This window comes from Agrobacterium sp. 16-172Ci (assembly GCF_053522725.1).
This window is the reverse complement of the sequence record NZ_JBNWBW010000009.1, coordinates 1-21,399: the sequence shown is the minus strand read 5'-3', so window position 1 is coordinate 21,399 and position 21,399 is coordinate 1. Positions and strand designations below refer to the sequence as shown.

The window sequence follows — 21,399 nt, the reverse complement described above, 5'->3', positions numbered from 1 at the left end:
ATATCGCTGACAGATGACAGGTTTATACAGCAAGGATATAAGCCGAAGCAGCAAACCGCATGGAGGACGAGAATGCCCGAGGACGATCACAACAGCCGCAACTGGAACACCCTGCCCTGGCATCGCCAATGGCTGGTAAAACAGGCCGAGGGACTTTTCGATTTCTTCCAGTATCGTGCCCTCAACCCTGCCGGCGGCTTCTTCGATCTCGATGCCAAAGGCGCGCCGTTGCAGCCAAACGACCCCGTGCGCGGCATCCATGCTTCGGCCCGCATGGTGCATTGCTTCTCCATCGGCCACTTGCTTGGCCGTCCGGGCTGCGGCGATATGGTCGATCACGGCATGACCTACCTCTGGAACAGGCACCGCGATGGCGAGCATGGCGGTTATTTCTGGCAGGTGAACGATGCCGGCCCAGTGGACGCCACCAAGCAGGGTTATGGCCATGCCTTCGTGCTTCTGGCCGCCTCTTCCGCCAAGACCGTCGGCCACCCACTGGCCGACAAGATGCTGGCCGATATTACCGAGGTTCTGGAAACCCGCTTCTGGGAAGAAAAACACGGCGCCATCGCCGAGGAATTCCATCGGGACTGGTCCCCCATCGAGAATTATCGCGGCCAGAACTCCAACATGCACCTGACCGAAGCGCTGATGGCGGCCTATGAGGTTACCGGCGACAATAGCTACCTCAGCAAGGCGGAGCGCATCGCCGATCTCGTCATCCGCCGTCGCGCCGGCGAGCTGGACTTCCGTGTACCGGAGCATTTCGATGAGAACTGGACGCTCGACAAGGAGTATCGCGGCAACGAAATGTTCCGCCCCTCCGGCTCCACCCCCGGCCACTGGCTGGAATGGGCGCGCCTCATCCTGCAATTATGGGTGCTGGGCGAGCGCCGCCATGACTGGATGCCGGTGGCTGCGAAATCGCTGTTCGTGCAATCCATGGCGCTCGGCTGGGACCGGGAAAAGGGCGGCTTCTTTTATACGCTCGACTGGAACGACGATCCCGACAAGCGGGCGAAGCTCTGGTGGCCCATGTCCGAGGCGGCGGGCGCTGCCCACTTCCTCAACGAGAACCTGCCGGCGGACAACTTCTATGAAGACAGCTATCGCCGCATCTGGAGCACCATCGCCAACAATTTCATCGACCATGAGAATGGCGGCTGGCATGAGGAGCTGACGGAAGATTTGGTTCCCGCACACACGCTGTTCCCCGGCAAGGGCGATATCTATCACGCGCTTCAGGCGTGCCTCATCCCGCTTTTCCCGGCGACGGGAAGCCTGACGAAGGTGATCAGGGAAAGTGGCGGGGATTATTGAGGCGCGCTGCGCAACCGTCCGTCATGCCGGCCTTGAGCCGGCATCCAGCCACGGCGCGTCTGCGCCCTAAAAGAGTCTTTTGCGATCAATGACTTGATCGCACTGGACCCCGGATCAAGTCCGGGGTGACGATGTATGGCGGCGTCAAAACCCGATGGTTTCTTCGAAATCGTCCCAGGACTGGTACATTTCATAACGCCCGATACCGGGGATCGGCACATGCCCGTAATAGGGGGAAAGCTGAAATTCTGCGGCCGCCTCGCTCTTGCCGGCCACGGCAGCCACATAGATGGCGGAGGCAAGCCCGGTGCGGTTCGCGCCATGTTCGCAATGGATGAGAACAGGTTTTTCCGCATTGCGCAGCACGGCCGCCAGCGTTTCCGAATCGTCCACCGAGACCTTTTCGCTTGAACTCAGCGGATAATCGACAAGCCGGATGCCGTTGTTCCTGGCCGCAAGGCTTTCGGCATCATACCAGCCTTCACGCTTTTCATCGCGCAGGTTGATGATCGTCTTGATGCCATAAGCCTTGGCATAGGCGGCGATGTCCTTGCCGCTCGGCTGGGCCGAACGATAAAGCTCTCCGGGAATGACTTCATGAAAATTTCCGGTCAGTTGACCGATGCCCATATGCGCACCCGCCAGAACCGGCAGGGCGACAAGGCCGATGGCGGTTATTTTCAGAAACTTCAGAACACTACGCAAAACATCAACCCGCGACATTCATCGAATGGAGGGGAGATGGCATCGCAAATGGACGAAAACAAGTCAGCGACTGCCCCAGCCGGTTCCGTTGCGGACGATGGGAATTTACCCATCCGCCCGAAACCGCTGTGATGCAGGGATTTTCCGGCCGCCGCTCACCGGCGCGAAAATTTTCAAAATGCCGTGATAACGGGCAGCCACACGAACCGCTCAGTCGAATTCCGCGGAAATGACGGTGACACGCCATTCCAGCCGTTGCGGCTCCACCCTTTCATTGTTGCGCATACGGAACGCCCGGCAGGCCGAGAAAGTCTCCCCAGCTTCGATCCGTCTTTCGCTCACCTGATAGGGATCGAAGGAAACGGAGGCGCGGAAGGCCGGTTCGAACCCTTCGAGCGTATAGGTAAGCCGCTCTACGGCGACATTATTGTCGTTGCGGAAGCTGACGCGGATCGGCAGTGCCGCATCCGGGCAGGCCGCATCGAATCCGGCGCTGGCGACGATATGGTCGAGCCGCTGGTTGCCGCGCCACCAGTCATAAATCACAAAGGCGGCGGTGGCCGTCCAGATCAGCAACAGGCAAATGACAACGGATTTGAGATGCCGTGGAAATGCAATGAGGGCGAGAAGAAGAATGGCGCTGAGAACGGCTCCGACAATCACGTCGCCCCTCCTCCGCTAAAATAAAGCCTCATGCGATCTCATCCTCCCATGCCCTTTCCGCCCGCAACGATCCCCCTCACCGGGAAGTCGCAACGGTGTAGTCTCAACCGCAGCTTATGCCGCTGGCGATGCGGCGAAAAACATCGGCACCGCCATAGTCTACCACAACTCTATGGTCGCGCCCTGCGCTGTCAAGACAACCAAGCGTGACGCCGGCCGGCCACCCTGCCGGACTTTTGACGAAACGGCGAAGGGAACCAAACACGGCCGAAGACGTTCGCCGCATCAGAACAGCATGGCGGGGCGATAAAAAGCCGCGATCCGGGGCAAGACGGACAGCAACGCCGGGAGGATACGAGCGCCTCTTGGAACCGCCGAACCCCGCCCCGTATTAAAAGCAGCTAATCTATGCTATGGATGTCAGTCAGCTCAGGGAGAAAAACGATGAAAACGCTGATCGTAACGTCACTTCTGGCTCTTTCCGCCAGCACCGCAATGGCCGCGGATGCCGTCTACGAAACGCCGGCACCTCCGGTCGCGCAGGAAACCCTGCCGGTCTTCACCTGGTCTGGCCCCTATCTTGGTATCCAAGGCGGCGCTGGCTGGGCGAATGGCGATTTTTCGGCGGGCGGCCCAGTCGCTTCGGATAATTTCAATGGCGGCATTCTGGGTGCCTTTGCCGGTTACAATTACCAGTTCGACAATAACTTCGTCGTCGGCATCGAAGGTGACGTCGATTATAACTGGAACGACAATGACTATGCCGGTGTGCAGATCGGCACCGACTGGCAGGGCTCCGTCCGTGGCCGCGTCGGTTATGCCTTCGACCATGCCCTGCTCTATGCCACCGCCGGCTGGACCGCGACACGCGGCTTCATCGAAACGCCCGGCGCTGGCAAGGACAGCACCACCTTCAACGGCTATACCGTTGGCGCGGGTCTGGACTATGCCTTCACCGACAATGTGTTCGGCAGGCTGGAATACCGCTACAACGACTATAGCGACAAGGACATCTTCGGCATCAACACCGATGTCGACCAGCACACTGTAAAGGTCGGTCTCGGCGTGAAGTTCTGATCGCGACCAATCGACTTCGACAAAAAGCCCGGCGATCCGCCGGGCTTTTTCGTGACTGAAAGCCTGAACCGGCTTGAATTCTTACATTCTGAAATCGGAAAAATATGAACTGTGCAGAAATGGAATATTCACAGGCCGTTCACCCGTCCCGTGCCATGATCCGGGCATAATGAGCCTCTATCTCCCGAAGCAGGCTTATGGAGTAGCCCCGATGAAAAAGATAATTCTTTCCACTATTGCCGCGCTAGTCGCCACCGGCAGCATTTTTGCATCCTATGGCAGCGCTGCCGCACAGGACTATCCCTATCGCCCGCGCTATGACCGTGGCTACGACCGCGGCGGCCCACCCCCGCCGCCCTACCGCGAACACCGCCGCCACAATGACGGCGCAGCGATTGCCGGCGGCCTCGCCGCAGGCGTGATCGGCGGCCTGATCGGCGGCGCCATCGCCAATAGCAATAACGGCCCGCGCTACTACGAGCCGCCACCGCCGCCCCGCCCGCGCTGCTGGTTCGAAGACCGCCGCGTTCCCAATTCCTATGACGGCGGCTGGCATACGGAAAGTATGCGGGTCTGCAACTGATATTAAAGCTTTCTCGATCCGGCTTGCCCCATCGGCACGCCGGATCGGCTCCGACGCATTCATTCCCCAGCCGGGCTGTGCCATCGGCATAGCAGAGATCACGCGTCAGACGTGACAGACGCGCGCTCGCGAAGAGCCGCAAAACATCCCAAGCAATTGATCTTGAAAGAAAATGGTGGGCCCGGAGGGACTCGAACCCCCAACCAAGCGGTTATGAGCCGCCGGCTCTAACCATTGAGCTACAGGCCCTTTTCGGAAAAACCAGTCCGAAACACCGGTTTCGCAATGGCTCGAATCCGGTGGGTCACGCTCTAACGTAATTTTTTGAGCCCGACAAGCCAATGATGCTTTCGCAAAGCAGTGCCGCCGTATTAGCTACACAATCTAAGGCAATACCCTTCAAAGGGACTCAATCAACGAGGAAACACCATGAAGACAAAAACGGCCCGCCTTTTCGCACTCACCGCAATGACCGCAGCAGCCGTGATGCCGCTTGCCGCCCAGGTGTCTGCGCAGGAGGCTACTCCTCGCGAAGCCACCATTAGTGTTTCCGGTGAGGGCCAGTCGGCCATTGCCCCCGACATGGCGATCCTGTCCTTTAGCGTCGTCAAGCAGGCGGAGACCGCAGCTGCGGCGCTGACCGAAAACTCCAAGGCGCTTGCCGATGTTCTGAAGGCGCTGAAAGAAGCCGCCATCGAGGAGCGCGACCTGCAGACCAGCAATTTCTCGGTGCAGCCGCTCTACAAACACTATGAACCCAAGGATGGTGTCTATGTCGCGCCCGAGATCACCGGTTATCAGGTGTCCAACGGCCTGACTGTGCGGGTGCGCGACCTGAAGAAGCTCGGCGCGATCCTCGATACCTCCGTCAAGCTCGGCATCAACCAGGGCGGCGACATCACCTTCACCAATGACAAGCCCGAAGCGACGGTGACCGAGGCCCGCAAGCTGGCCGTTGCCGATGCGCTGGCCAAGGCGAAGACGCTGACGGAAGCTGCAGGCGTGAAGCTCGGCCGGGTCATTCAGATCAGCGAAAACTCGCAGCGCCCGATGCCGGTACCGGCGGGCGCGATGCGCGCTTCGATGATGAAGGAAGCCGACAGCGTTCCGATCGCTTCGGGCGAGAACAACTACAGCGTGGTGGTCAACGTCACCTTCGCTCTCGAGCAATAAGATCGACGGCGGGCGGCGCCTCGGCGCCGCTCCTGCCCCATCTTGCGTTCAGCCATTCACATAACCCGAAATATGCCCCTCGCCTGCCTTTCCGCACAAGCGAGGGGCATTTTTGATCCATCTACCATACGGGGATATCGGCAGATCGATAAGGTCGCCGCTGTTAGCGGCGTATTACATATTAGCGGCGGATGACGGGGCAGCCGCGCTCATTGGCGAAGACGACGCGGTCGCGGCCGTAACGGTTGAAGCCTGCCACAACGACACGGCGCGGCGATACGTCAACCACGCGGGCGCGGCGAAGGCCCATGCGGCTCGCTTTTTCTTCCGCCAGCCAGGGCGAGCAGCCACGGCGCGGGCGATCCGGGCGACCCCAGCCGGGACGATGGCCATAGCCATCCTGAACCTGAACTCTGAACTGAACATCCGAGCCCGCGGAAGCCGCCGGCGCAGTGAAGGAAATTCCACCGAGGGCGATGAGGGCAGCCAGGCCGGCTTTTGCGAAGGTGCTGAACATGAACTCACTCCGTTGTTTCTTTGCCGACAGGGGAACATCCCCCGGCGATTGACGAGACCCTAGACTCGCCCGCCTGAATATCAGCAGAACCGAATGTTCAGCAGGCGTTCAGGGAGGTTAACGCGGAACGCCTCGTTCCGGATCCGGATATCACGGCGAGATATGCAGCACGATTTCGCGTCGATGCGGCGCATCGCGGTGTTCGAAAAGATAAAGGCCCTGCCAGGTGCCGAGCACGAGCCTGCCATCGCTGATCGGCACGCCGATGGAAACCGTGGTGAGCGCCGATTTGATATGAGCGGGCATATCGTCGGGGCCTTCGAGCGTGTGGATGATCCAGCGCATGGAAGGATCGTCCGAAGGCGGCACGAGACGGGAGAAAAACATCGTGAGATCGCGCCGCACATCGGGATCGGCATTTTCCTGGATAAGCAGCGAGCAGGATGTGTGCCGGACGAAGATCGTCAGCAGGCCTTCTTCCAAGCCGGCTTGGCTGACGAATGCCTTGGCGTCGGATGTGAATTCATAAAGACCCTGCCCCCGGGTGGCGACTATGATTTTTCTCTGCGGCACATTTTTTCCTTAAACGTGGTGGAACAAAATCGGCGCTGCCAACGTTTCAGCATGTCAAATTGTATCCAATGACGTAATGGATACGACAATAGCGTGACGACGGCCTATAAAAGCAGAACGGAAAACCGGCGTCACAGTTGCAAAAAACGGGGAAGGGTTGGCACTATCAGAATGAATTATTCAAGCTTACCCGTTCCTCGACGAACACAATATTCCCCGTACAAGACAGGCACAGGGTGCGAAAGACTTATTCATGGCCCCCAGTGACTATCATGTCGACCTGACCAATTGCGACCGCGAACCCATCCACATCCCAGGCTATATTCAACCGCATGGCTGTCTCATCGCCTGCGACAACGCCATGCGCATGGTGCTGCGGCATTCTGAAAACTGCCGCGAACTGCTGGGCGTCGAAGGCGATATCAATGGCAGGACGGCCGAGGAGGTACTCGGCAAAAAACTCGTCCACGATCTTCGCAATGCGCTCACCGTCACCGGCAGAACCACGCGTCCCGCCATGCTGCCCGCCATGGAAATGAGCGACGGCCGCAGCTTCGATATTGCCCTGCATCGCTACAAATCCACCACGATCATCGAATTCGAGCCCTCGCGCAGCGAAACGCAGCCGCTGGGGACCGCCCGCAAGATGGTGGACCGCATCCGCGAGGCGGACAGCATCGACAGCCTGATCTCCAGAACGACACGGCTGATAAAGGCGACGCTCGGTTACGACCGGGTGATGATCTATCGTTTCGAGGAAGACGGCGCCGGCAAGGTCGTGTCGGAAGCGAAGCAGCCGGAGCTGGAAAGCTTTCTCGGTCAATATTTCCCCGCCAGCGACATACCCCAGCAGGCCCGCGCGCTCTATCTCAAGAACACACTACGCATCATCTCCGATGCCAGCGGCGCCCGGGTCTCCGTCCTTCCGGCGCTCGACGCATCGGGCGAACCTCTCGATATGTCCTTTGCCCATCTGCGCAGCGTCTCGCCCATCCATTGCGAATATCTTCGCAACATGGGTGTTGCGGCTTCCATGTCGATTTCGGTGATTGTCGACGGTGCGCTCTGGGGCCTGATCGCCTGTCATCATTATTCCCCGCGCGTGCTGACCATGCCGGTCCGGATCGCCGCTGAAATGTTCGGAGAATTTTTCTCCATGCATTTGCAGGTCCTAAAGCAGAAGCGCAGGCTCGATACCGTAAACCACGCCCATGCCGCGCTTGACCGCTTCCTTCGGCTTGCCGCCCATCACGCCAACATTGAAGAACTGCTGATCGACAGCTTTCAGGATTTTGCCGATCTGATGCCCTGCGATGGCGTCGGCCTGTGGGTGGGAAACAACTGGCACGGCCAGGGTGCAACGCCGCCGCATGACGCCATTCCAAGGCTGGCGCGCTTTGTTGCCTCGGCTTCAGAAGGCAGGGTCTGGGCGACCCATGCGCTGTCGCAGGCCATACCGGAGGCGGAAATCTATGCCGTCACCGCAGCCGGAATGCTCGCCATTCCACTCTCGCAGGTAAAGAACGACTATCTTCTGTTTTTCCGCAAGGAGATCGTGCAGAACCTGAACTGGGCGGGCAATCCGGAAAAATCCTATGAAACCGGTCCGATGGGGGATCGTCTCACGCCGCGCAAAAGCTTTGCAATCTGGAAAGAGACGGTGCGCTGGCAGGCTCAGCCCTGGTCGGAAGACGACCGGGAAATCGCCGAAGCGGCGAGGATTGCGCTGGTCGAAGTGGCATTCCATCACAGCGAGCTGATGGCGGGCGAAAGAGAGCGCGCGGAAGTGCGCCAGCGCATGCTGAACGAGGAGCTTAATCACCGCGTCAAGAATGTTCTGGCCATCATCAAATCGCTGGTCGGCAATCCCTCGCAGGAGGGCAAGACCCTGCAGGAATATGTGACCGCCCTGAAGGGCCGCATTCAGGCATTGTCCTTTGCCCATGACCAGATCATTCGCGGTGAAGGCGGCGGCGCGCTTCGCGATCTTCTGGATGCCGAGCTGTCGCCGCATCGCTCACCGGAAACCGTTGTGAAATTGACCGGCCCGCAAGTCACACTCGATTCGCGCGCTTTCTCCGTCATGGCTCTTGTTCTGCATGAGCTGGCCACGAACGCCGCCAAATACGGTGCGCTTTCGCAAAATGGCGGGCAATTACATGTGCGCTGGACCATCGACGAGAACCGCGATTGCGAGATTGAGTGGCGCGAAATCCTGCCCACCAAACTGCCCCCGCCATCACGCGCGGGCTTCGGCACCGCACTCATCAGCCGCAGCATCCCATACGATCTCGGCGGGCGCAGCACGATACGCTATTTGCCCGATGGGCTGGAGGCGGAAATTCTCCTGCCCTCCCGTCACGTTTCTTCGGCCATGGCAGTCGCCGACACGCAAACCGAAGATGAAACCGCGCCACAGCCCAGGCGCTATAACCGGGAGGAGCCGTTGAAAGTATTACTCGTCGAAGACCAGATGCTGATCGCCATGGACGTCGAGAACATGCTGGAAGACAACGGCATCAAGGCAATCGAAACGGCAACCTCGTCGGCAATGGCCATTGAAAAATTGAAGACCTATGTGCCGGATGTCGCCATTCTCGACATCAATCTCGGCTCCGATACATCGATCCCCGTCGCCCGGGAACTCCACCGCCGCGGCATCCCCTTCCTCTTCGCCACCGGTTATGCGGATGGCAGCATGGTGCCGGATGAATTCGGCACCGTGCCGGTGATCAGGAAGCCCTATGATGAGGATGCGCTGATGGCGGGCATTGGGCTGCTGGTTGGGGATGCGGAGCGGGTTTAGGAGACTAATGATTGGGAAAACCCGCCCTCACTGAAATCTCGTAAAGCCCCGCTTTTTCGCGTCTTCCGGGCTGACCTCATTTCCGATTTTAAACCGGAACTCCGTCACCGTGTAATTTTCCAGATCGACTTCGCACTGGAACGAGACGTCATGCCAGCCACTGCCCGTGTTGAACGCGCCGCCGGAAGCATCGATCGAATTACCGGAAATCCTGCCGCCCGTGTCCGAATAGGGGATCATGCCCCTGGCGGCAAATCCCGCGCCCTGAATCTGGGCCAGGGCTTCGGTGCTGCAAAGCTGAACGACACGGCGACGCGGTGGCAGATCGCCAAACATCTGGCGTCTCTGGGCCGGTGACAGCATCGACGAAGACAGGAGGTTTTTGGCCGCCGGAAGTTTCGCGGGTTTCTTTTCCGTCACTTCCGCCGGCTTTTCCTCAGCCGGCTTGGCCTGCGGCACCGGCGGCTGATCGGGCTGCGCTTCTTCCTTCACGGGTGAAACCGCGATCTCCCCCTGTGCGGCGGAAGCCTGAAGATCGCTGTTGGCGGCAGGAGCTGCGGGCTTTTCCTCAGCCGTTTTTTCAGGCTGGCTTGCAGGCTCCGCGGAAGGCTCGGTCTTTTCCGCTTCCTCCGTCTTGCCCGGCTTGTCCTCGGGGTCCGCCTGCGTTTCCTCGGGCCTCATGGCGATGGCCGGCAACGTCGCCTGCGGCGGCGGCAAAGGTTTCGCCTCTTCCGCTGGAGGAGCGGGCGGCGGCGGTGGGGGTTGCGGCTTTTCCTCCTTCGCCTTCTCTTCACCCGGCGGCGGGGCCTCTTCCGCCTTTTTCTCCTCAGGCGGCGGCACCAGATCGACGCTGATGCTTTCCGGCTCCTGCGGCTCGGCTATTCGCTCCGGCAGCTCGAAAAAGAAAAGCGCGACGACGGCAAGATGCAGCAGCACGGAGACGGGCACAGCCCATCCTCCCCTCCGCCATTTGCCTGCCGAAATCTGTTGCATCTCATCGAACCAAATCGAACCCGGGCTTATCCAGCAAAAGCGGAATGCCTGTTTTCACACATAAGGCTTGTCGCAGAGTTCGCCAGTGCGGGAAACAAAAAACCCGGCCAGCGCTGACTGACCGGGTTCAATTTTAAAGGAAGCGGAACGCTTAGCTGTCGAGGAAGCTGCGCAGCTTTCTGGAGCGGCTCGGATGCTTCAGCTTGCGCAGCGCCTTCGCCTCGATCTGGCGGATACGTTCGCGCGTGACCGAGAACTGCTGGCCGACTTCTTCCAGCGTATGGTCCGTGTTCATGCCGATGCCGAAGCGCATGCGCAGAACGCGTTCTTCACGCGGCGTCAGCGAGGCCAATACGCGGGTGGTCGTCTCGCGCAGGTTCGCCTGAATGGCGGCGTCAATAGGCAGCAACGCGTTCTTGTCCTCGATGAAGTCACCGAGATGCGAATCCTCTTCGTCGCCCACGGGGGTTTCGAGCGAAATCGGCTCCTTGGCGATCTTCAGAACCTTGCGCACCTTTTCCAGCGGCATGGCCAGCTTTTCGGCCAGCTCTTCCGGGGTCGGCTCGCGCCCGATCTCGTGCAGCATCTGGCGCGAGGTGCGAACGATCTTGTTGATCGTTTCGATCATATGCACCGGAATACGGATCGTGCGGGCCTGGTCGGCAATCGAACGTGTGATCGCCTGCCTGATCCACCAGGTCGCATAGGTCGAGAACTTGTAACCGCGACGGTACTCGAACTTGTCGACCGCCTTCATCAGGCCGATATTGCCTTCCTGAATGAGATCGAGGAACTGCAGACCACGGTTGGTGTATTTCTTCGCAATCGAGATCACCAGACGCAGGTTGGCCTCGACCATCTCCTTCTTGGCGATGCGCGCTTCGCGCTCACCCTTCTGCACCATCGAAACGATGCGGCGGAATTCGGCGATGGAAATGCCGGTTTCCGTGGAGAGGTTCTGGATTTCCTGACGGATTTCCCGGATCGTGTTGCTTTCCTCGCGGGCGAATTCCTTCCAGCCGCGCGCGGCCAGATTGGCAATCGACTTCATCCAGTTCGGATCGAGTTCCGCACCGTGATATTGCTCGAGGAAGCTGTCACGCTTGACGCCATAGGATTCGGCAAGGCGCAGCAGGCGGCCTTCATTCTGCATCAGGCGCTTGGAAATGTCGTAGAGCTGCTCGACCAGGCTGTCGATACGGTTCTGGTTCAGCGACAGCGACTTGACGGCCGTGATCAGCTGATCCTTCAGTTCCTTGTAACGGCGCTCCTGGCCGGAAGAGAGCGTACCGGTGCAGGCCAGACGCGCCTCAACCTGCTGATCCTGAAGCTTGCGCAGCTTCTTGTAGGTATCAGCGATGGTGTCGAGCGTTTCCATGACCTGCGGGCGCAGTTCGGCTTCCATCGCAGCAAGCGAAAGATTGGACTCGTCGTCGTCCTCCTCTTCCTCTTCCGGCGGCAGGCCATCGCCGCCCACATCCGTCACATCCTCGTCGCCGGTCGGCGCACGCAGCTTGCGGGTCTTTTCCTTCTCTTCAGCGGCCTTGCGGTCCGCCTCGATCTTCTCCGGGCTCTGGAACTGGGGAGCCGCCTTGGCTTCCGGACCGGAATAGGTGGTTTCGAGATCGATGATCTCACGCAGCAGCGTCGTGCCTTCGTTGAGTTCGTCGCGCCAGATGATCAGCGCCTGGAACGTCAGCGGGCTTTCGCACAGGCCCGAAATCATCGTTTCGCGGCCGGCCTCGATACGCTTGGCGATGGCGATTTCGCCTTCGCGCGACAGAAGCTCCACGGAACCCATTTCGCGCAGATACATGCGCACCGGGTCGTCGGTACGGTCGGTCGGTTCTTTCTTCTTGGCGGTCGCAAGCGCGGTGCCGCCGGAAGGGGCAAGTTCCCCGCCCTCGGAATCGTCGCTATCGGAATCGCTGTCGTCGTCGCTGCTAGCGGCTTCCTCGGCGTCCTCGTCCTCGATCACGTTGATGCCCATATCGGACAGCATCGCCATCGTGTCCTCGATCTGCTCGGAGGTCACCTCTTCAGACGGCAGGACGGAATTCAGCTCGTCCATCGTCACATAGCCGCGCTTCTTGGCGGCCTTGATCATTTTCTTGACCGCGTCATCCGAAAGGTCGAGAAGCGGGCCGTCCGTCGCACCGTCGCGTTCGTTTTCTGCTTCTTCGTTTTCTTTGACTTTGGTTGCCATCTATCTCGTCGCTTTCCCTGACGCTAACACCTGTTCCGCAGCATCGCCGTCCGCCCCTTGAGCATCCGGCGCATGCCGCGAATCACTGTCAGACACCTAACGGAGTGATCTTTAATTGCCGATTAACCACGGCAGCCTCAGGCAGAATGCAAAGACAGTGCACCCGGAAATGCTTGCTCATGCAATTTCTATCCGCCAAGGCTCATTCCACCTTACTTTTCCTGAAATGGTGATTCCCGCTATTTCCCGCCCCGTCAAGCCTTTGAGGGCGAGACAGCCAAGGAAATTCTTAAAAAGAGCCGCATTTTGCGGATTATCACCAGACTATCCCCTATTTAGGACGCCTGCCGCAAAAGGCAACCCCAAACACCTTTCAATTCTGTCGCCCGCCCTCAGCCATGGCCGACGGCCGGCCCCTTCACCCGGCCGGACATGACCCCGAAACCATCGATGATCGCCTCCTGATTTTCCATACGGCCGATTTCCAGCTGCACTTCGGCCAGCGCCCGCACCAGCAATGTACCGCGTTCGTCATCCGTCGCCTCGGCGATTTCCCGCTCCAGTTCCTTTTTCTGCCAGAGCAGGGATTTCGTCCTCTTATGCAGGGAAAGCGCCTGCACATAACCCTCGCGCGCATCCTCCATCGCCGCCTGCTCCGTCGCCGTCCACAGGCGGGCATTGCGCACCTGCTGGTCCATGGCCTTCAAAAGCACCTCGAAACCCTGCTGTGACAGGCGCTCGATCAGCCCCGCCCGCGAAATATCCGCCGCACTTTCCGCCGCATAGGTCAGCACCGTCGACCACAGGCGCTGCAAATCGCGGTTCTCGTAGTCGATGGCGGCGATCTCGTCATATTCCTCGAGCAGCAATTCGGGATGGTTGACGATGGTGATGGCAAGAACGCTTTCCCGGAGCGAAGGCTTGGTCTGATAGCCCCTGACGAGACCGGATTGCGCCAACCGGTCGGAAATGCTGCTGGCCGGCGCGGCCATCGCCCCTCCCCGCCCCGGCGCATTGCGCTGGAAGCCGCGTCCCGCCGGCTGGGCGCCGTTGCGGCGAAAATTGCCGTTCTGAGCCCCACCCTGCTGAAAACGCGGCTGGAAAAAGCCGTTCAGCCTGTCGCGCATATCCTGCTGGTAAAAACGGCGCACTGTCTCGTCGCCGATAACGGCCACGATCTGCCGCAACCGGCTTTCAAGCTGCGCGCGTTTTTCCGGCGTATCGAAAGTGACGCCGGAGGTTTCGCGGCTCCAGATCATCGCGGCCAGCGGCTTGGCTTCAGACAGCACCCGGTCGAAAGGCGCACGCCCCTCAAGCCGCACGAGATCGTCCGGATCCTTGCCATCGGGCAGAAGCGCGAAGCTGACGGAACGATCCGGCTTGATATGCGGCAGGGCAAGGTCGGCCGCACGGTTGGCGGCGCGAATGCCGGCGCCATCGCCATCGAAGCAGAGGATCGGCTGCGGCGACATTTTCCAGAGGAGATCGAGCTGGCTTTCGGTCAGCGCCGTGCCGAGCGGCGCGACGGCATTTTCCACACCCGCCTGATAGAGCGCGATAACATCCATATAACCTTCGACGGCGATGACCGAACCGCCGGCCGCCTGCGAGGCGCGCCGGGCGCGGGCGAAATTGTAGAGAACATTGCCCTTGTGAAAGAGCTCTGTTTCGTTGGAGTTCAGATATTTCGCCACCGCATCCGCGGCCATGGCGCGGCCGCCGAAAGCGATCACCTTTTCCCGCGAAGACAGGATCGGGAACATGATGCGGTCGCGGAAGCGGTCGTAGGAGACCGGCACATTCTCATGCACCACCAGCCCGCAGGCCTCCATCTGTTCCTTCGTCACGCCCTTGCTCGCCAGATGCTCTTTCAGCGCATTGCGGCTATCGGGCGCATAACCCAGCCGGAAAGTCTCGATGGTGCGCCCGGTCAACCCGCGATCGCGCAGGTAAGCCCGCGCCCGCGCACCGAGTGCCGTCTGCAACTGGTCCTGAAAGAACAGCGTCGCCATTTCCATGACGTCCTGAAGCGAGGTACGCTCGCGCTCGCGCTTTTCCGCCTGCGGATCGGGCTGCGGCATGGAAATGCCGGCCATATCGGCAATCTGCTGCACGGCCTCCGGAAAACTCAGGCCCTCAAGCTCAGTCAGAAAGCGGAAGTGATCGCCGGAAACGCCGCAACCGAAGCAATGATACCGCCCCTTGCGGTCCTCGCAGTGGAAGCTCGGGCTTTTCTCACCATGGAACGGGCAGCAGGCCCAATAATCTCCGCGCGACGTATTGGTCTTTTTCTTGTCCCAGGACACACGTCGGCCGATCACATCGGAAATGTGCACGCGGTCGCGTATCTCATCAAGGAAAGAGTTGGAAAAGCGCATGGGTTACCTATTCGAGGCCAGTCTTTCATATATGCGCGGAAAGAGGCCAGCACAAAACTTAAAGAACAGGAATACCCGATATTCACAGGCCACGACGGCGAAATCACATCGCCATTGCGCCCGCTTCGGGCAAATTTATGGCACCGCAGCATCACCAAAAATTATGTTTTTGTAATTTGAGCCGGCCGCGGCGGCGATGTAAAAACATCAGCGAAGGCAGCAATTGACCTCCGTATAATCTGCCGACGCCCGCAGGCACGTCCCCCGAAAAAAGCCTGTGAAGGACCGCATTTTGATCCGCCGGAATGCGTTTTCGTCGACAGAAAAAAGGCAGGGCAGCCCACATCTGCCCTGCCTTTACTTTTTAAGGATGCCCGAACTTACTTCAGCAAATCCTTGACGACGCCGGAAGCCTTGGCGAAGTCGATCTGGCCGGGATAACGCTCCTTCAGCGCATTCATGCACTTGCCCATGTCGCGCAGGCCGGACGCGCCGGTCTCAGTGATGACGGCCTGGCAGAGTTCGCGCACCTTCTCGGCCGGGATTTCTTCCGGCATGAATTCCTTGATGATGACGATTTCCTCGCGCTCCTGAGCCGCAAGCTCGGGGCGGCCGGCGCCTTCATAGATATTGGCGGATTCTTCCCGCTGCTTCACCATCTTGGTCAGAATCTGCATGATGTCCTCATCGCTGACGGGGTCCTTGCCCACGCCGCGATTGGCGATATCGCGATCCTTGATGGCGGTCTGGATGAGGCGCACGGTCGAGGTGCGGCGTGCATCACGAGCCTTCAATGCGTCCTTCAAAGCGTTTGCGAACGTGTCGCGCATCATTTTTCTTCTCCTTGGGAAAGCGCTTTCCGCAGCTTCTCGATACGGAAACTTTCCACCTCATTTTGCGAAACGACATAAACGAGCAGACACGCTCAAGCAAATCAAATGCATAAGACCTTGAAAATACGGTGGTTTAATTCCACGTAAATCTTGGCCCTGCGGTTGACCGCTTGGGCTGCTTTCGTTATTTTCCGGCACCTGCACGAGATTTTAACGAAGGGTCGGAACGCGAGCTTTATCGCGCGCCCCTTTATGTCACGAAGCCTGCGACAAAAATGGCCCCTTACCCCCTGCCTTTCAAGAGGCGGGGTGCGAAGCGGCAGAAACGGAACGAGATGACCGAGACAGCGCCCTGGACTACCCGCAAACCGACCGCAATGCTTGTTCTTGCCGATGGCACGGTGATTGAAGGAACGGGCATCGGCGCAACCGGCAAGGTTCAGGCCGAAGTCTGCTTCAACACGGCGCTGACGGGTTACGAGGAAATCCTGACCGATCCTTCCTATCTCGGCCAGATCGTCACCTTCACCTTCCCGCATATCGGCAATGTCGGCACCAATGAGGAAGACATTGAAGACCTGACGCCCGCCGCCCGTCGCGGCGCTGTCGGCGTCATCTTCAAGGCCGATATCACCGATCCCTCGAACTTTCGCGCCGTCAAGCACCTTGATGCCTGGCTGAAGGCCCGCGGCGTCATCGGCCTCTGCGGCATCGACACCCGCGCGCTCACCGCATGGATCCGCGAAAACGGCGCGCCGAACGCGGTGATCGCCCACGATCCGAACGGCGTCTTCGACATCGAAGCGCTGAAGGCGGAAGCCAAGGCATGGAGCGGCCTCGTCGGCCTCGACCTTGCCATCGAAGCCACCTCCGGCCAGTCCTCCACCTGGACGGAAACGCCGTGGGTCTGGAACAAGGGTTATGGCACGCTCGGTGAAGCCGATGCGAAATATCACGTCGTCTGCGTGGATTTCGGTGTGAAGCGCAACATCCTGCGCCTCTTTGCCGGTCTGGATTGCAAGGTCACGGTCGTTCCGGCCCAAACGTCGGCCGAAGACATTCTGGCGCTGAAGCCGGATGGCGTGTTCCTGTCCAACGGCCCGGGAGACCCGGCCGCGACGGGCGAATATGCCGTGCCGGTTATCCAGAACCTCATCAAGAGCGAGCTGCCGATCTTCGGCATCTGCCTCGGTCACCAGATGCTCGGCCTTGCCGTTGGCGCAAAGACGGAGAAGATGCATCAGGGTCATCATGGCGCGAACCATCCGGTCAAGGACTTCACGACCGGCAAGGTGGAAATCGTCTCGATGAACCACGGCTTTGCGGTGGATACCAAGTCGCTGCCCGAGGGCGTGGAAGAGACCCATATCTCGCTGTTCGATGGCACCAATTGCGGCCTGCGCATCACCGGCAAGCCGGTCTTCTCTGTCCAGCACCATCCGGAAGCATCGCCCGGCCCGCAGGACAGCCACTATCTCTTCCGCCGCTTCGTCAACCTGCTGCGTGAAAAGAAGGGCGAGGCAGCGCTCGCCGAGCGCTGATACTTTTCCAATCCGGACGTTACATGCGGCCCGCTTCTCAGCGGGCCGCTTTCATTTCACGCTTCACAAGCAGCACGAAGCGGATGGTGAGAAGAACGGCGGCTGTCGAAAGACCGATCACAAAGCCGAACCAGACACCGCGCCCGCCGAAACCGAGCGGAAAGGCCATGGTCCAGGCAAGCGCCAGGCCGATTGGCCAATAGGAAATCAGCGCCAGCATCGCCGGAATGCGCGCATCCTTCAACCCGCGCAGCAGGCCTGCCGTGACCGCCTGAATGCCATCGACAAGCTGGAAGATGCCGGCAATCACCACGAGGCTGCTGGCATAAGCGAGCACTTCCGCAGCTTCCGGTAGTTTGGGATCGAGGAACCACTTCGCCAGAAATTCCGGCACCGCCGCAAACAGGATGCCGCCGCAAATCGCGATGCCGCAGGCGATGGCGTAAATCATGATCGAAGCGCGGATGAGGTTCTTGAAATCCCCCTGCCCCCGCGCCACGCCCACACGAACCGTCGCCGCCTGGGAAAGACCAAGCGGAATCATGAAGGCGATGGAGGCGAGCTGCAGGGCAATGCCGTGCGCCGCAAGCTGGACGGTGCCGATCTGCCCCATCAGGATCGAAGCGGCGGCGAACAGCGTCACTTCGGCAAGAATGGTGATGCTAATCGGCAGACCAAGACGCAGCACTTCGAAAAGCGCGTGCCAATCAGGCCGCCAGAAGCGCACGAACAGCTCGTATCTCTTCGTTTCCTCACGCGTCTGCACATAGGCGACAATGAAAATGAAGCTGAAGGCGTTGACGATGACGGCAACGACGGCCGCACCATTCATGCCCATGGCGGGCAATCCGAAATGGCCGAACACCAATGCATAGGCCAGCACACCATTCATCACCAGCATGATGATGGTGACATAAAGAATGATGCCGGCGCGCCCGATGGCGCTGACAAGCCCGCGCAGCACGTAAAATAGCAGCGCCGGCAAAAGGCCGAATTTCGCGATGGCGAGATAATGGCCGGTCAGCGCCGCCACATTGGGGTTCTGCCCAAGAGAAATGAGAATGCGCTCGGCATTGAAGAAAATCGGCAATGCAAGCAGCCAATAGGCGATTGCCACCCACATGCCCATGCGCAGCGAGCGGCGCGCGGATGTCGCATCACCCTGCCCGTAAGCCTGCGCTACCATTGGTACAACAGCGACGGAAAAGCCGGAGCCGAAAATGAAGACGACGAAAAAGAACTGTCCGGCCAGCACCATGGCCGCCAGCTTTTCGGCGCCAAGCTGGCCGACGATGACCATATCAGTGGTATGGATGCCAAGCTGCGCGAGCTGTGCACCGATAAGCGGAATTCCCAGCACAAGCGTAGCCTTGAAATGCGAAAACCACGACCCCGATCCGGACGGAACGGTTCCTGCAACAACCGACGAAGACATTGTAATTCACCTGAACTTTGGCCATTGCCCGCGAATTGCGCAACGGCAGCACGGTGATGAATAAAATATTCCCTTCCTGCACGCAACCTTTGCGGATCGATGATCAAAATTTACGCAAAACGGCAATCTGGGCCCCCCATCGGCGAACCTTGATAACAAAAGACAAATTTAGCCGAATTTTACCATTTCAATTTACTTATTAGAATATTGCGTAGTTCTTCTAAACCAAAAGCTGCATGACGCAGAATATTCCCGCCTTTAAGGCATGTCTCTCCCCACCATTCCCCTAGATGAGCCGAACGGATTCACCCGGTTTCAAGGACGTGTAGCTTGCCTAAAAAAACCAATCTCATGACGCGCATTCTCGTTGCTGCGTCATCACTTGTCGTCGCCGCCTTTGCCGGCTTCTCTTTTTACATCGACAGCCTTCAGCATCGCGTCACGACGGAAGCGGTGGCGGAAAACATCGATTCATCCGGCAAACAGGCGGCGCAAAGCATCGCCAACTGGCTGAATGGCCGCATCATGCTGACCGAAACGGTGGCAAAGACGCTGGCCAAGCTTCCGGATAACGAAGCAAAGCTGCATTTTCTGGAAAACGACGTGCTGACGGCACAATTCATGTCGACCTATTTCGGCAATGCCGACACCGGCAGCTTCACCACCTTCCCGAAAACGCCGCTGCCTGAGGGTTATGATCCGCGCAAGCGCCCATGGTATCTGGATGCGGTGAAAGCCGGCAAGACGGTTCTGACCGAACCTTACAATGATGCATCGACCGGCGGCCTCATCATCACCGCCGCCATTCCCGTTTCCATCGATGGCAAGCTTGCTGGCGTGACAGGCAGTGACTTCTCGCTGGACTCGCTGGTGAAGATGATCAAGTCGGTGGATGCCGGCGCGGATGGATATGCATTCCTCGTCAGCAAGGATGGCAAGATACTCATCCATCCCGACCCAAAATTCGTCGACAAGCCGATGGCCGATCTCTTCAAGGTCAATACGCCAGCGATTTCCTCCGCGATCTCCCAGACCGAGATCGACGGCAAGGGCAAGATCACCAGCTTCATTCCGGTCGCCGGCCTGCCCTCGGTCGACTGGTATCTCGGCTTTGTCGTCGATTCCGATGTTGCCTACAGCGCAATCGGCCAGTTCCGGCTCGCGGCAACCATCGCCACGATCCTCGCAGCGACGATCATGATCGGACTTCTCGCAACCGTCCTTTCCCGCTTCATCGTCCGCCCCGTCACGCAGATGACGTCCGCCATGGAAGGCCTTGCCGCCGGCAACCTCGATGTCGCCATTCCCGGTCAGGAGCGCACCGACCAGATCGGCTCCATGGCCGCAGCCGTTGCCGTGTTCCGTTCGAACGCCATGGAACGACTGCGCCTTGAAGGCGACGCCGAACAGAACCGTACGCTCTCCGAACGGGAGCGCAACGAGCGTGAAAGACTGGCGGCAAAGGACGCCGCCGACATCCAGTTCGCGGTCGATTCGCTTGCCCGGGGACTGGCGCATCTTTCCGATGGCGACCTCAATTACCGCATCGACACGCCCTTCGTGACCCGCATCGACCGTCTGCGCGATGATTTCAACAATTCCGTCGCCAAGCTGAACGCAGCCCTCAGCACCGTCGGCCAGAACGCCCTCGCAATCGATGCGGGTGCCGGTGAAATCCGCCAGTCGGCCGATGATCTGGCGCGACGCACCGAACAGCAGGCGGCTTCCGTCGAGGAAACAGCGGCCGCTCTTGAGGAAATCACCACGACGGTCAAGGATTCCGCGCGCCGTGCGGAAGAAGTCGGCCGTCTGGTCGACCGCGCCCGCGGCAATGCCGAACAGTCCGGCGTCATTGTGGAAGATGCCGTGCGCGCCATGGAAGGTATCGAAAAATCATCGTCCGAGATCAGCAACATCATCGGCGTGATCGACGAAATCGCCTTCCAGACCAACCTGCTCGCTCTGAATGCCGGTGTTGAAGCTGCCCGCGCCGGTGAGGCCGGCAAGGGTTTTGCCGTCGTCGCCCAGGAAGTGCGCGAGCTTGCCCAGCGCTCAGCCAATGCGGCAAAGGAGATCAAGACGCTGATCAACGCCTCGACATCGCAGGTGCAGTCCGGCGTTGAACTTGTCGGCAATGCCGGCAAGGCGCTGGAAACCATCGTCCGCGAAGTGCAGGAGATCAACCGCCATATCGACGCGATCGTGACGTCGTCGCGCGAACAGTCCACCGGCCTTCAGGAAATCAACACCGCCATCAACACCATCGATCAGGGCACGCAGCAGAATGCCGCCATGGTCGAGGAACAGACGGCAGCAAGTCATGGCCTCGCCTCGGAAGCGGCGGCGCTCAACGAGCTGCTCGCGCAGTTCCAGCTCGCCACGGCCAGCCGGCGGCAGGCGGAATATGGGCGGGCTGCTTGAGGGGGAAAAGACCGTGGCCGGAGCGCTATCGTCACCAGATCGCTGCCAGGCGCTACCTACTCTCGACGTCATCCTCGGGCTTGTCCCACTACTGTCCGGTTTAAATTTGCGGCCATTGGAAGGCCATCTGGTTTTGGTTTCTGGGTTTGTCCGGTGGCGGGTCGAGAAGCCGATC

Annotated in this window: 17 protein-coding genes and 1 tRNA gene; 8 read left to right on the top strand and 10 right to left on the bottom strand. The window is 59.5% G+C overall.

Annotation, left to right across the window (positions count from 1 at the left end; genetic code table 11):
• The first annotated feature begins 72 nt into the window (after positions 1–72).
• A complete protein-coding gene (locus tag ACQZ40_RS10915) occupies positions 73–1,320 on the top strand; it encodes an AGE family epimerase/isomerase (protein WP_375021808.1) in 1,248 nt (415 codons plus the stop codon).
• Between the two features lie 144 nt (positions 1,321–1,464).
• Here ACQZ40_RS10915 and ACQZ40_RS10910 read toward each other — a convergent pair whose 3' ends face one another.
• On the bottom strand, positions 1,465–2,025 hold the full coding sequence (locus ACQZ40_RS10910) for a dual specificity protein phosphatase family protein (RefSeq protein WP_080857058.1): 561 nt from the start codon (positions 2,023–2,025) through the stop codon (positions 1,465–1,467).
• 210 nt (positions 2,026–2,235) lie between these two features.
• Positions 2,236–2,688: a hypothetical protein gene (locus ACQZ40_RS10905; RefSeq protein WP_149741028.1), complete on the bottom strand. Its 453-nt coding sequence runs from the start codon at positions 2,686–2,688 to the stop codon at positions 2,236–2,238.
• Between the two features lie 444 nt (positions 2,689–3,132).
• Here ACQZ40_RS10905 and ACQZ40_RS10900 point away from each other — a divergent pair, with 444 nt between their 5' ends.
• A complete protein-coding gene (locus ACQZ40_RS10900; RefSeq protein ID WP_065655776.1) occupies positions 3,133–3,765 on the top strand; it encodes an outer membrane protein in 633 nt (210 codons plus the stop codon).
• A gap of 211 nt (positions 3,766–3,976) precedes the next feature.
• Positions 3,977–4,348, top strand: coding sequence for a hypothetical protein (locus ACQZ40_RS10895; RefSeq protein ID WP_168208047.1), 372 nt, complete (start codon positions 3,977–3,979; stop codon positions 4,346–4,348).
• A 173-nt stretch (positions 4,349–4,521) separates the two neighbouring features.
• Here the strand turns inward: ACQZ40_RS10895 and ACQZ40_RS10890 are convergent.
• Positions 4,522–4,597 (bottom strand) — tRNA-Ile (locus tag ACQZ40_RS10890).
• A gap of 180 nt (positions 4,598–4,777) precedes the next feature.
• Between ACQZ40_RS10890 and ACQZ40_RS10885 the strand changes: the two genes are divergently transcribed.
• Complete coding sequence (locus ACQZ40_RS10885; RefSeq protein ID WP_448747933.1) at positions 4,778–5,521, top strand: SIMPL domain-containing protein; 744 nt, start codon at positions 4,778–4,780, stop codon at positions 5,519–5,521.
• Positions 5,522–5,702: 181 nt separating this feature from the next.
• On the opposite strand, the gene ACQZ40_RS10880 is transcribed toward ACQZ40_RS10885, so the two are convergent.
• Positions 5,703–6,038 (bottom strand): hypothetical protein, encoded by a 336-nt coding sequence (locus ACQZ40_RS10880; protein ID WP_065655756.1) that lies wholly within the window; start codon positions 6,036–6,038, stop codon positions 5,703–5,705.
• 150 nt (positions 6,039–6,188) lie between these two features.
• Positions 6,189–6,611 carry a secondary thiamine-phosphate synthase enzyme YjbQ gene (locus ACQZ40_RS10875; protein WP_448747932.1) on the bottom strand — a complete coding sequence of 141 codons (423 nt, stop codon included), beginning with the start codon at positions 6,609–6,611 and terminating at the stop codon, positions 6,189–6,191.
• 253 nt (positions 6,612–6,864) lie between these two features.
• On the opposite strand from ACQZ40_RS10875, the gene ACQZ40_RS10870 reads away from it, so the two are divergent.
• A complete protein-coding gene (locus ACQZ40_RS10870; RefSeq protein WP_448747931.1) occupies positions 6,865–9,417 on the top strand; it encodes an HWE histidine kinase domain-containing protein in 2,553 nt (850 codons plus the stop codon).
• Between the two features lie 27 nt (positions 9,418–9,444).
• Here the strand turns inward: ACQZ40_RS10870 and ACQZ40_RS10865 are convergent, their stop codons facing one another.
• The 4 genes from ACQZ40_RS10865 to ACQZ40_RS10850 all read right to left on the bottom strand — a co-directional run bounded on the left by ACQZ40_RS10865 (position 9,445) and on the right by ACQZ40_RS10850 (position 15,827).
• Positions 9,445–10,365, bottom strand: a complete 921-nt coding sequence (locus tag ACQZ40_RS10865) for a DUF930 domain-containing protein (protein WP_338810644.1) — start codon at positions 10,363–10,365, stop codon at positions 9,445–9,447.
• Between the two features lie 196 nt (positions 10,366–10,561).
• Positions 10,562–12,616, bottom strand: a complete 2,055-nt coding sequence (rpoD, locus tag ACQZ40_RS10860; protein WP_065655752.1) for an RNA polymerase sigma factor RpoD — start codon at positions 12,614–12,616, stop codon at positions 10,562–10,564.
• 392 nt (positions 12,617–13,008) lie between these two features.
• Entirely contained in the window at positions 13,009–14,994 is a 1,986-nt protein-coding gene (dnaG, locus tag ACQZ40_RS10855) for a DNA primase (protein WP_125145561.1), read from the bottom strand.
• 380 nt (positions 14,995–15,374) lie between these two features.
• Positions 15,375–15,827 (bottom strand): GatB/YqeY domain-containing protein, encoded by a 453-nt coding sequence (locus ACQZ40_RS10850; RefSeq protein ID WP_003522833.1) that lies wholly within the window; start codon positions 15,825–15,827, stop codon positions 15,375–15,377.
• A gap of 335 nt (positions 15,828–16,162) precedes the next feature.
• Between ACQZ40_RS10850 and carA the strand changes: the two genes are divergently transcribed.
• On the top strand, positions 16,163–17,368 hold the full coding sequence (gene carA, locus ACQZ40_RS10845; RefSeq protein ID WP_080856598.1) for a glutamine-hydrolyzing carbamoyl-phosphate synthase small subunit: 1,206 nt from the start codon (positions 16,163–16,165) through the stop codon (positions 17,366–17,368).
• A gap of 37 nt (positions 17,369–17,405) precedes the next feature.
• On the opposite strand, the gene ACQZ40_RS10840 is transcribed toward carA, so the two are convergent.
• Complete coding sequence (locus tag ACQZ40_RS10840; RefSeq protein WP_448747930.1) at positions 17,406–18,803, bottom strand: MATE family efflux transporter; 1,398 nt, start codon at positions 18,801–18,803, stop codon at positions 17,406–17,408.
• Positions 18,804–19,133: 330 nt separating this feature from the next.
• Here ACQZ40_RS10840 and mcpU point away from each other — a divergent pair, with 330 nt between their 5' ends.
• Positions 19,134–21,224 (top strand): methyl-accepting chemotaxis protein McpU, encoded by a 2,091-nt coding sequence (gene mcpU / locus ACQZ40_RS10835; RefSeq protein ID WP_448747929.1) that lies wholly within the window; start codon positions 19,134–19,136, stop codon positions 21,222–21,224.
• On the top strand, positions 21,208–21,399 hold a 192-nt coding region (locus ACQZ40_RS10830), incomplete at its 3' end, for a hypothetical protein (protein WP_448747928.1). The genes mcpU and ACQZ40_RS10830, both read left to right, overlap by 17 nt.

What these genes read in the sequence shown, in the direction of transcription:
- rpoD (WP_065655752.1), bottom strand. Translation starts at nt 12,616, where the DNA reads ATGGCAACCAAAGTCAAAGAAAACGAAGAAGCAGAAAACGAACGCGAC.
- ACQZ40_RS10915 (WP_375021808.1), top strand. Translation starts at nt 73, where the DNA reads ATGCCCGAGGACGATCACAACAGCCGCAACTGGAACACCCTGCCCTGG.
- dnaG (WP_125145561.1), bottom strand. Translation starts at nt 14,994, where the DNA reads ATGCGCTTTTCCAACTCTTTCCTTGATGAGATACGCGACCGCGTGCAC.
- carA (WP_080856598.1), top strand. Translation starts at nt 16,163, where the DNA reads ATGACCGAGACAGCGCCCTGGACTACCCGCAAACCGACCGCAATGCTT.
- ACQZ40_RS10885 (WP_448747933.1), top strand. Translation starts at nt 4,778, where the DNA reads ATGAAGACAAAAACGGCCCGCCTTTTCGCACTCACCGCAATGACCGCA.
- ACQZ40_RS10870 (WP_448747931.1), top strand. Translation starts at nt 6,865, where the DNA reads ATGGCCCCCAGTGACTATCATGTCGACCTGACCAATTGCGACCGCGAA.
- ACQZ40_RS10840 (WP_448747930.1), bottom strand. Translation starts at nt 18,803, where the DNA reads ATGTCTTCGTCGGTTGTTGCAGGAACCGTTCCGTCCGGATCGGGGTCG.
- ACQZ40_RS10880 (WP_065655756.1), bottom strand. Translation starts at nt 6,038, where the DNA reads ATGTTCAGCACCTTCGCAAAAGCCGGCCTGGCTGCCCTCATCGCCCTC.
- ACQZ40_RS10895 (WP_168208047.1), top strand. Translation starts at nt 3,977, where the DNA reads ATGAAAAAGATAATTCTTTCCACTATTGCCGCGCTAGTCGCCACCGGC.
- ACQZ40_RS10850 (WP_003522833.1), bottom strand. Translation starts at nt 15,827, where the DNA reads ATGATGCGCGACACGTTCGCAAACGCTTTGAAGGACGCATTGAAGGCT.
- ACQZ40_RS10900 (WP_065655776.1), top strand. Translation starts at nt 3,133, where the DNA reads ATGAAAACGCTGATCGTAACGTCACTTCTGGCTCTTTCCGCCAGCACC.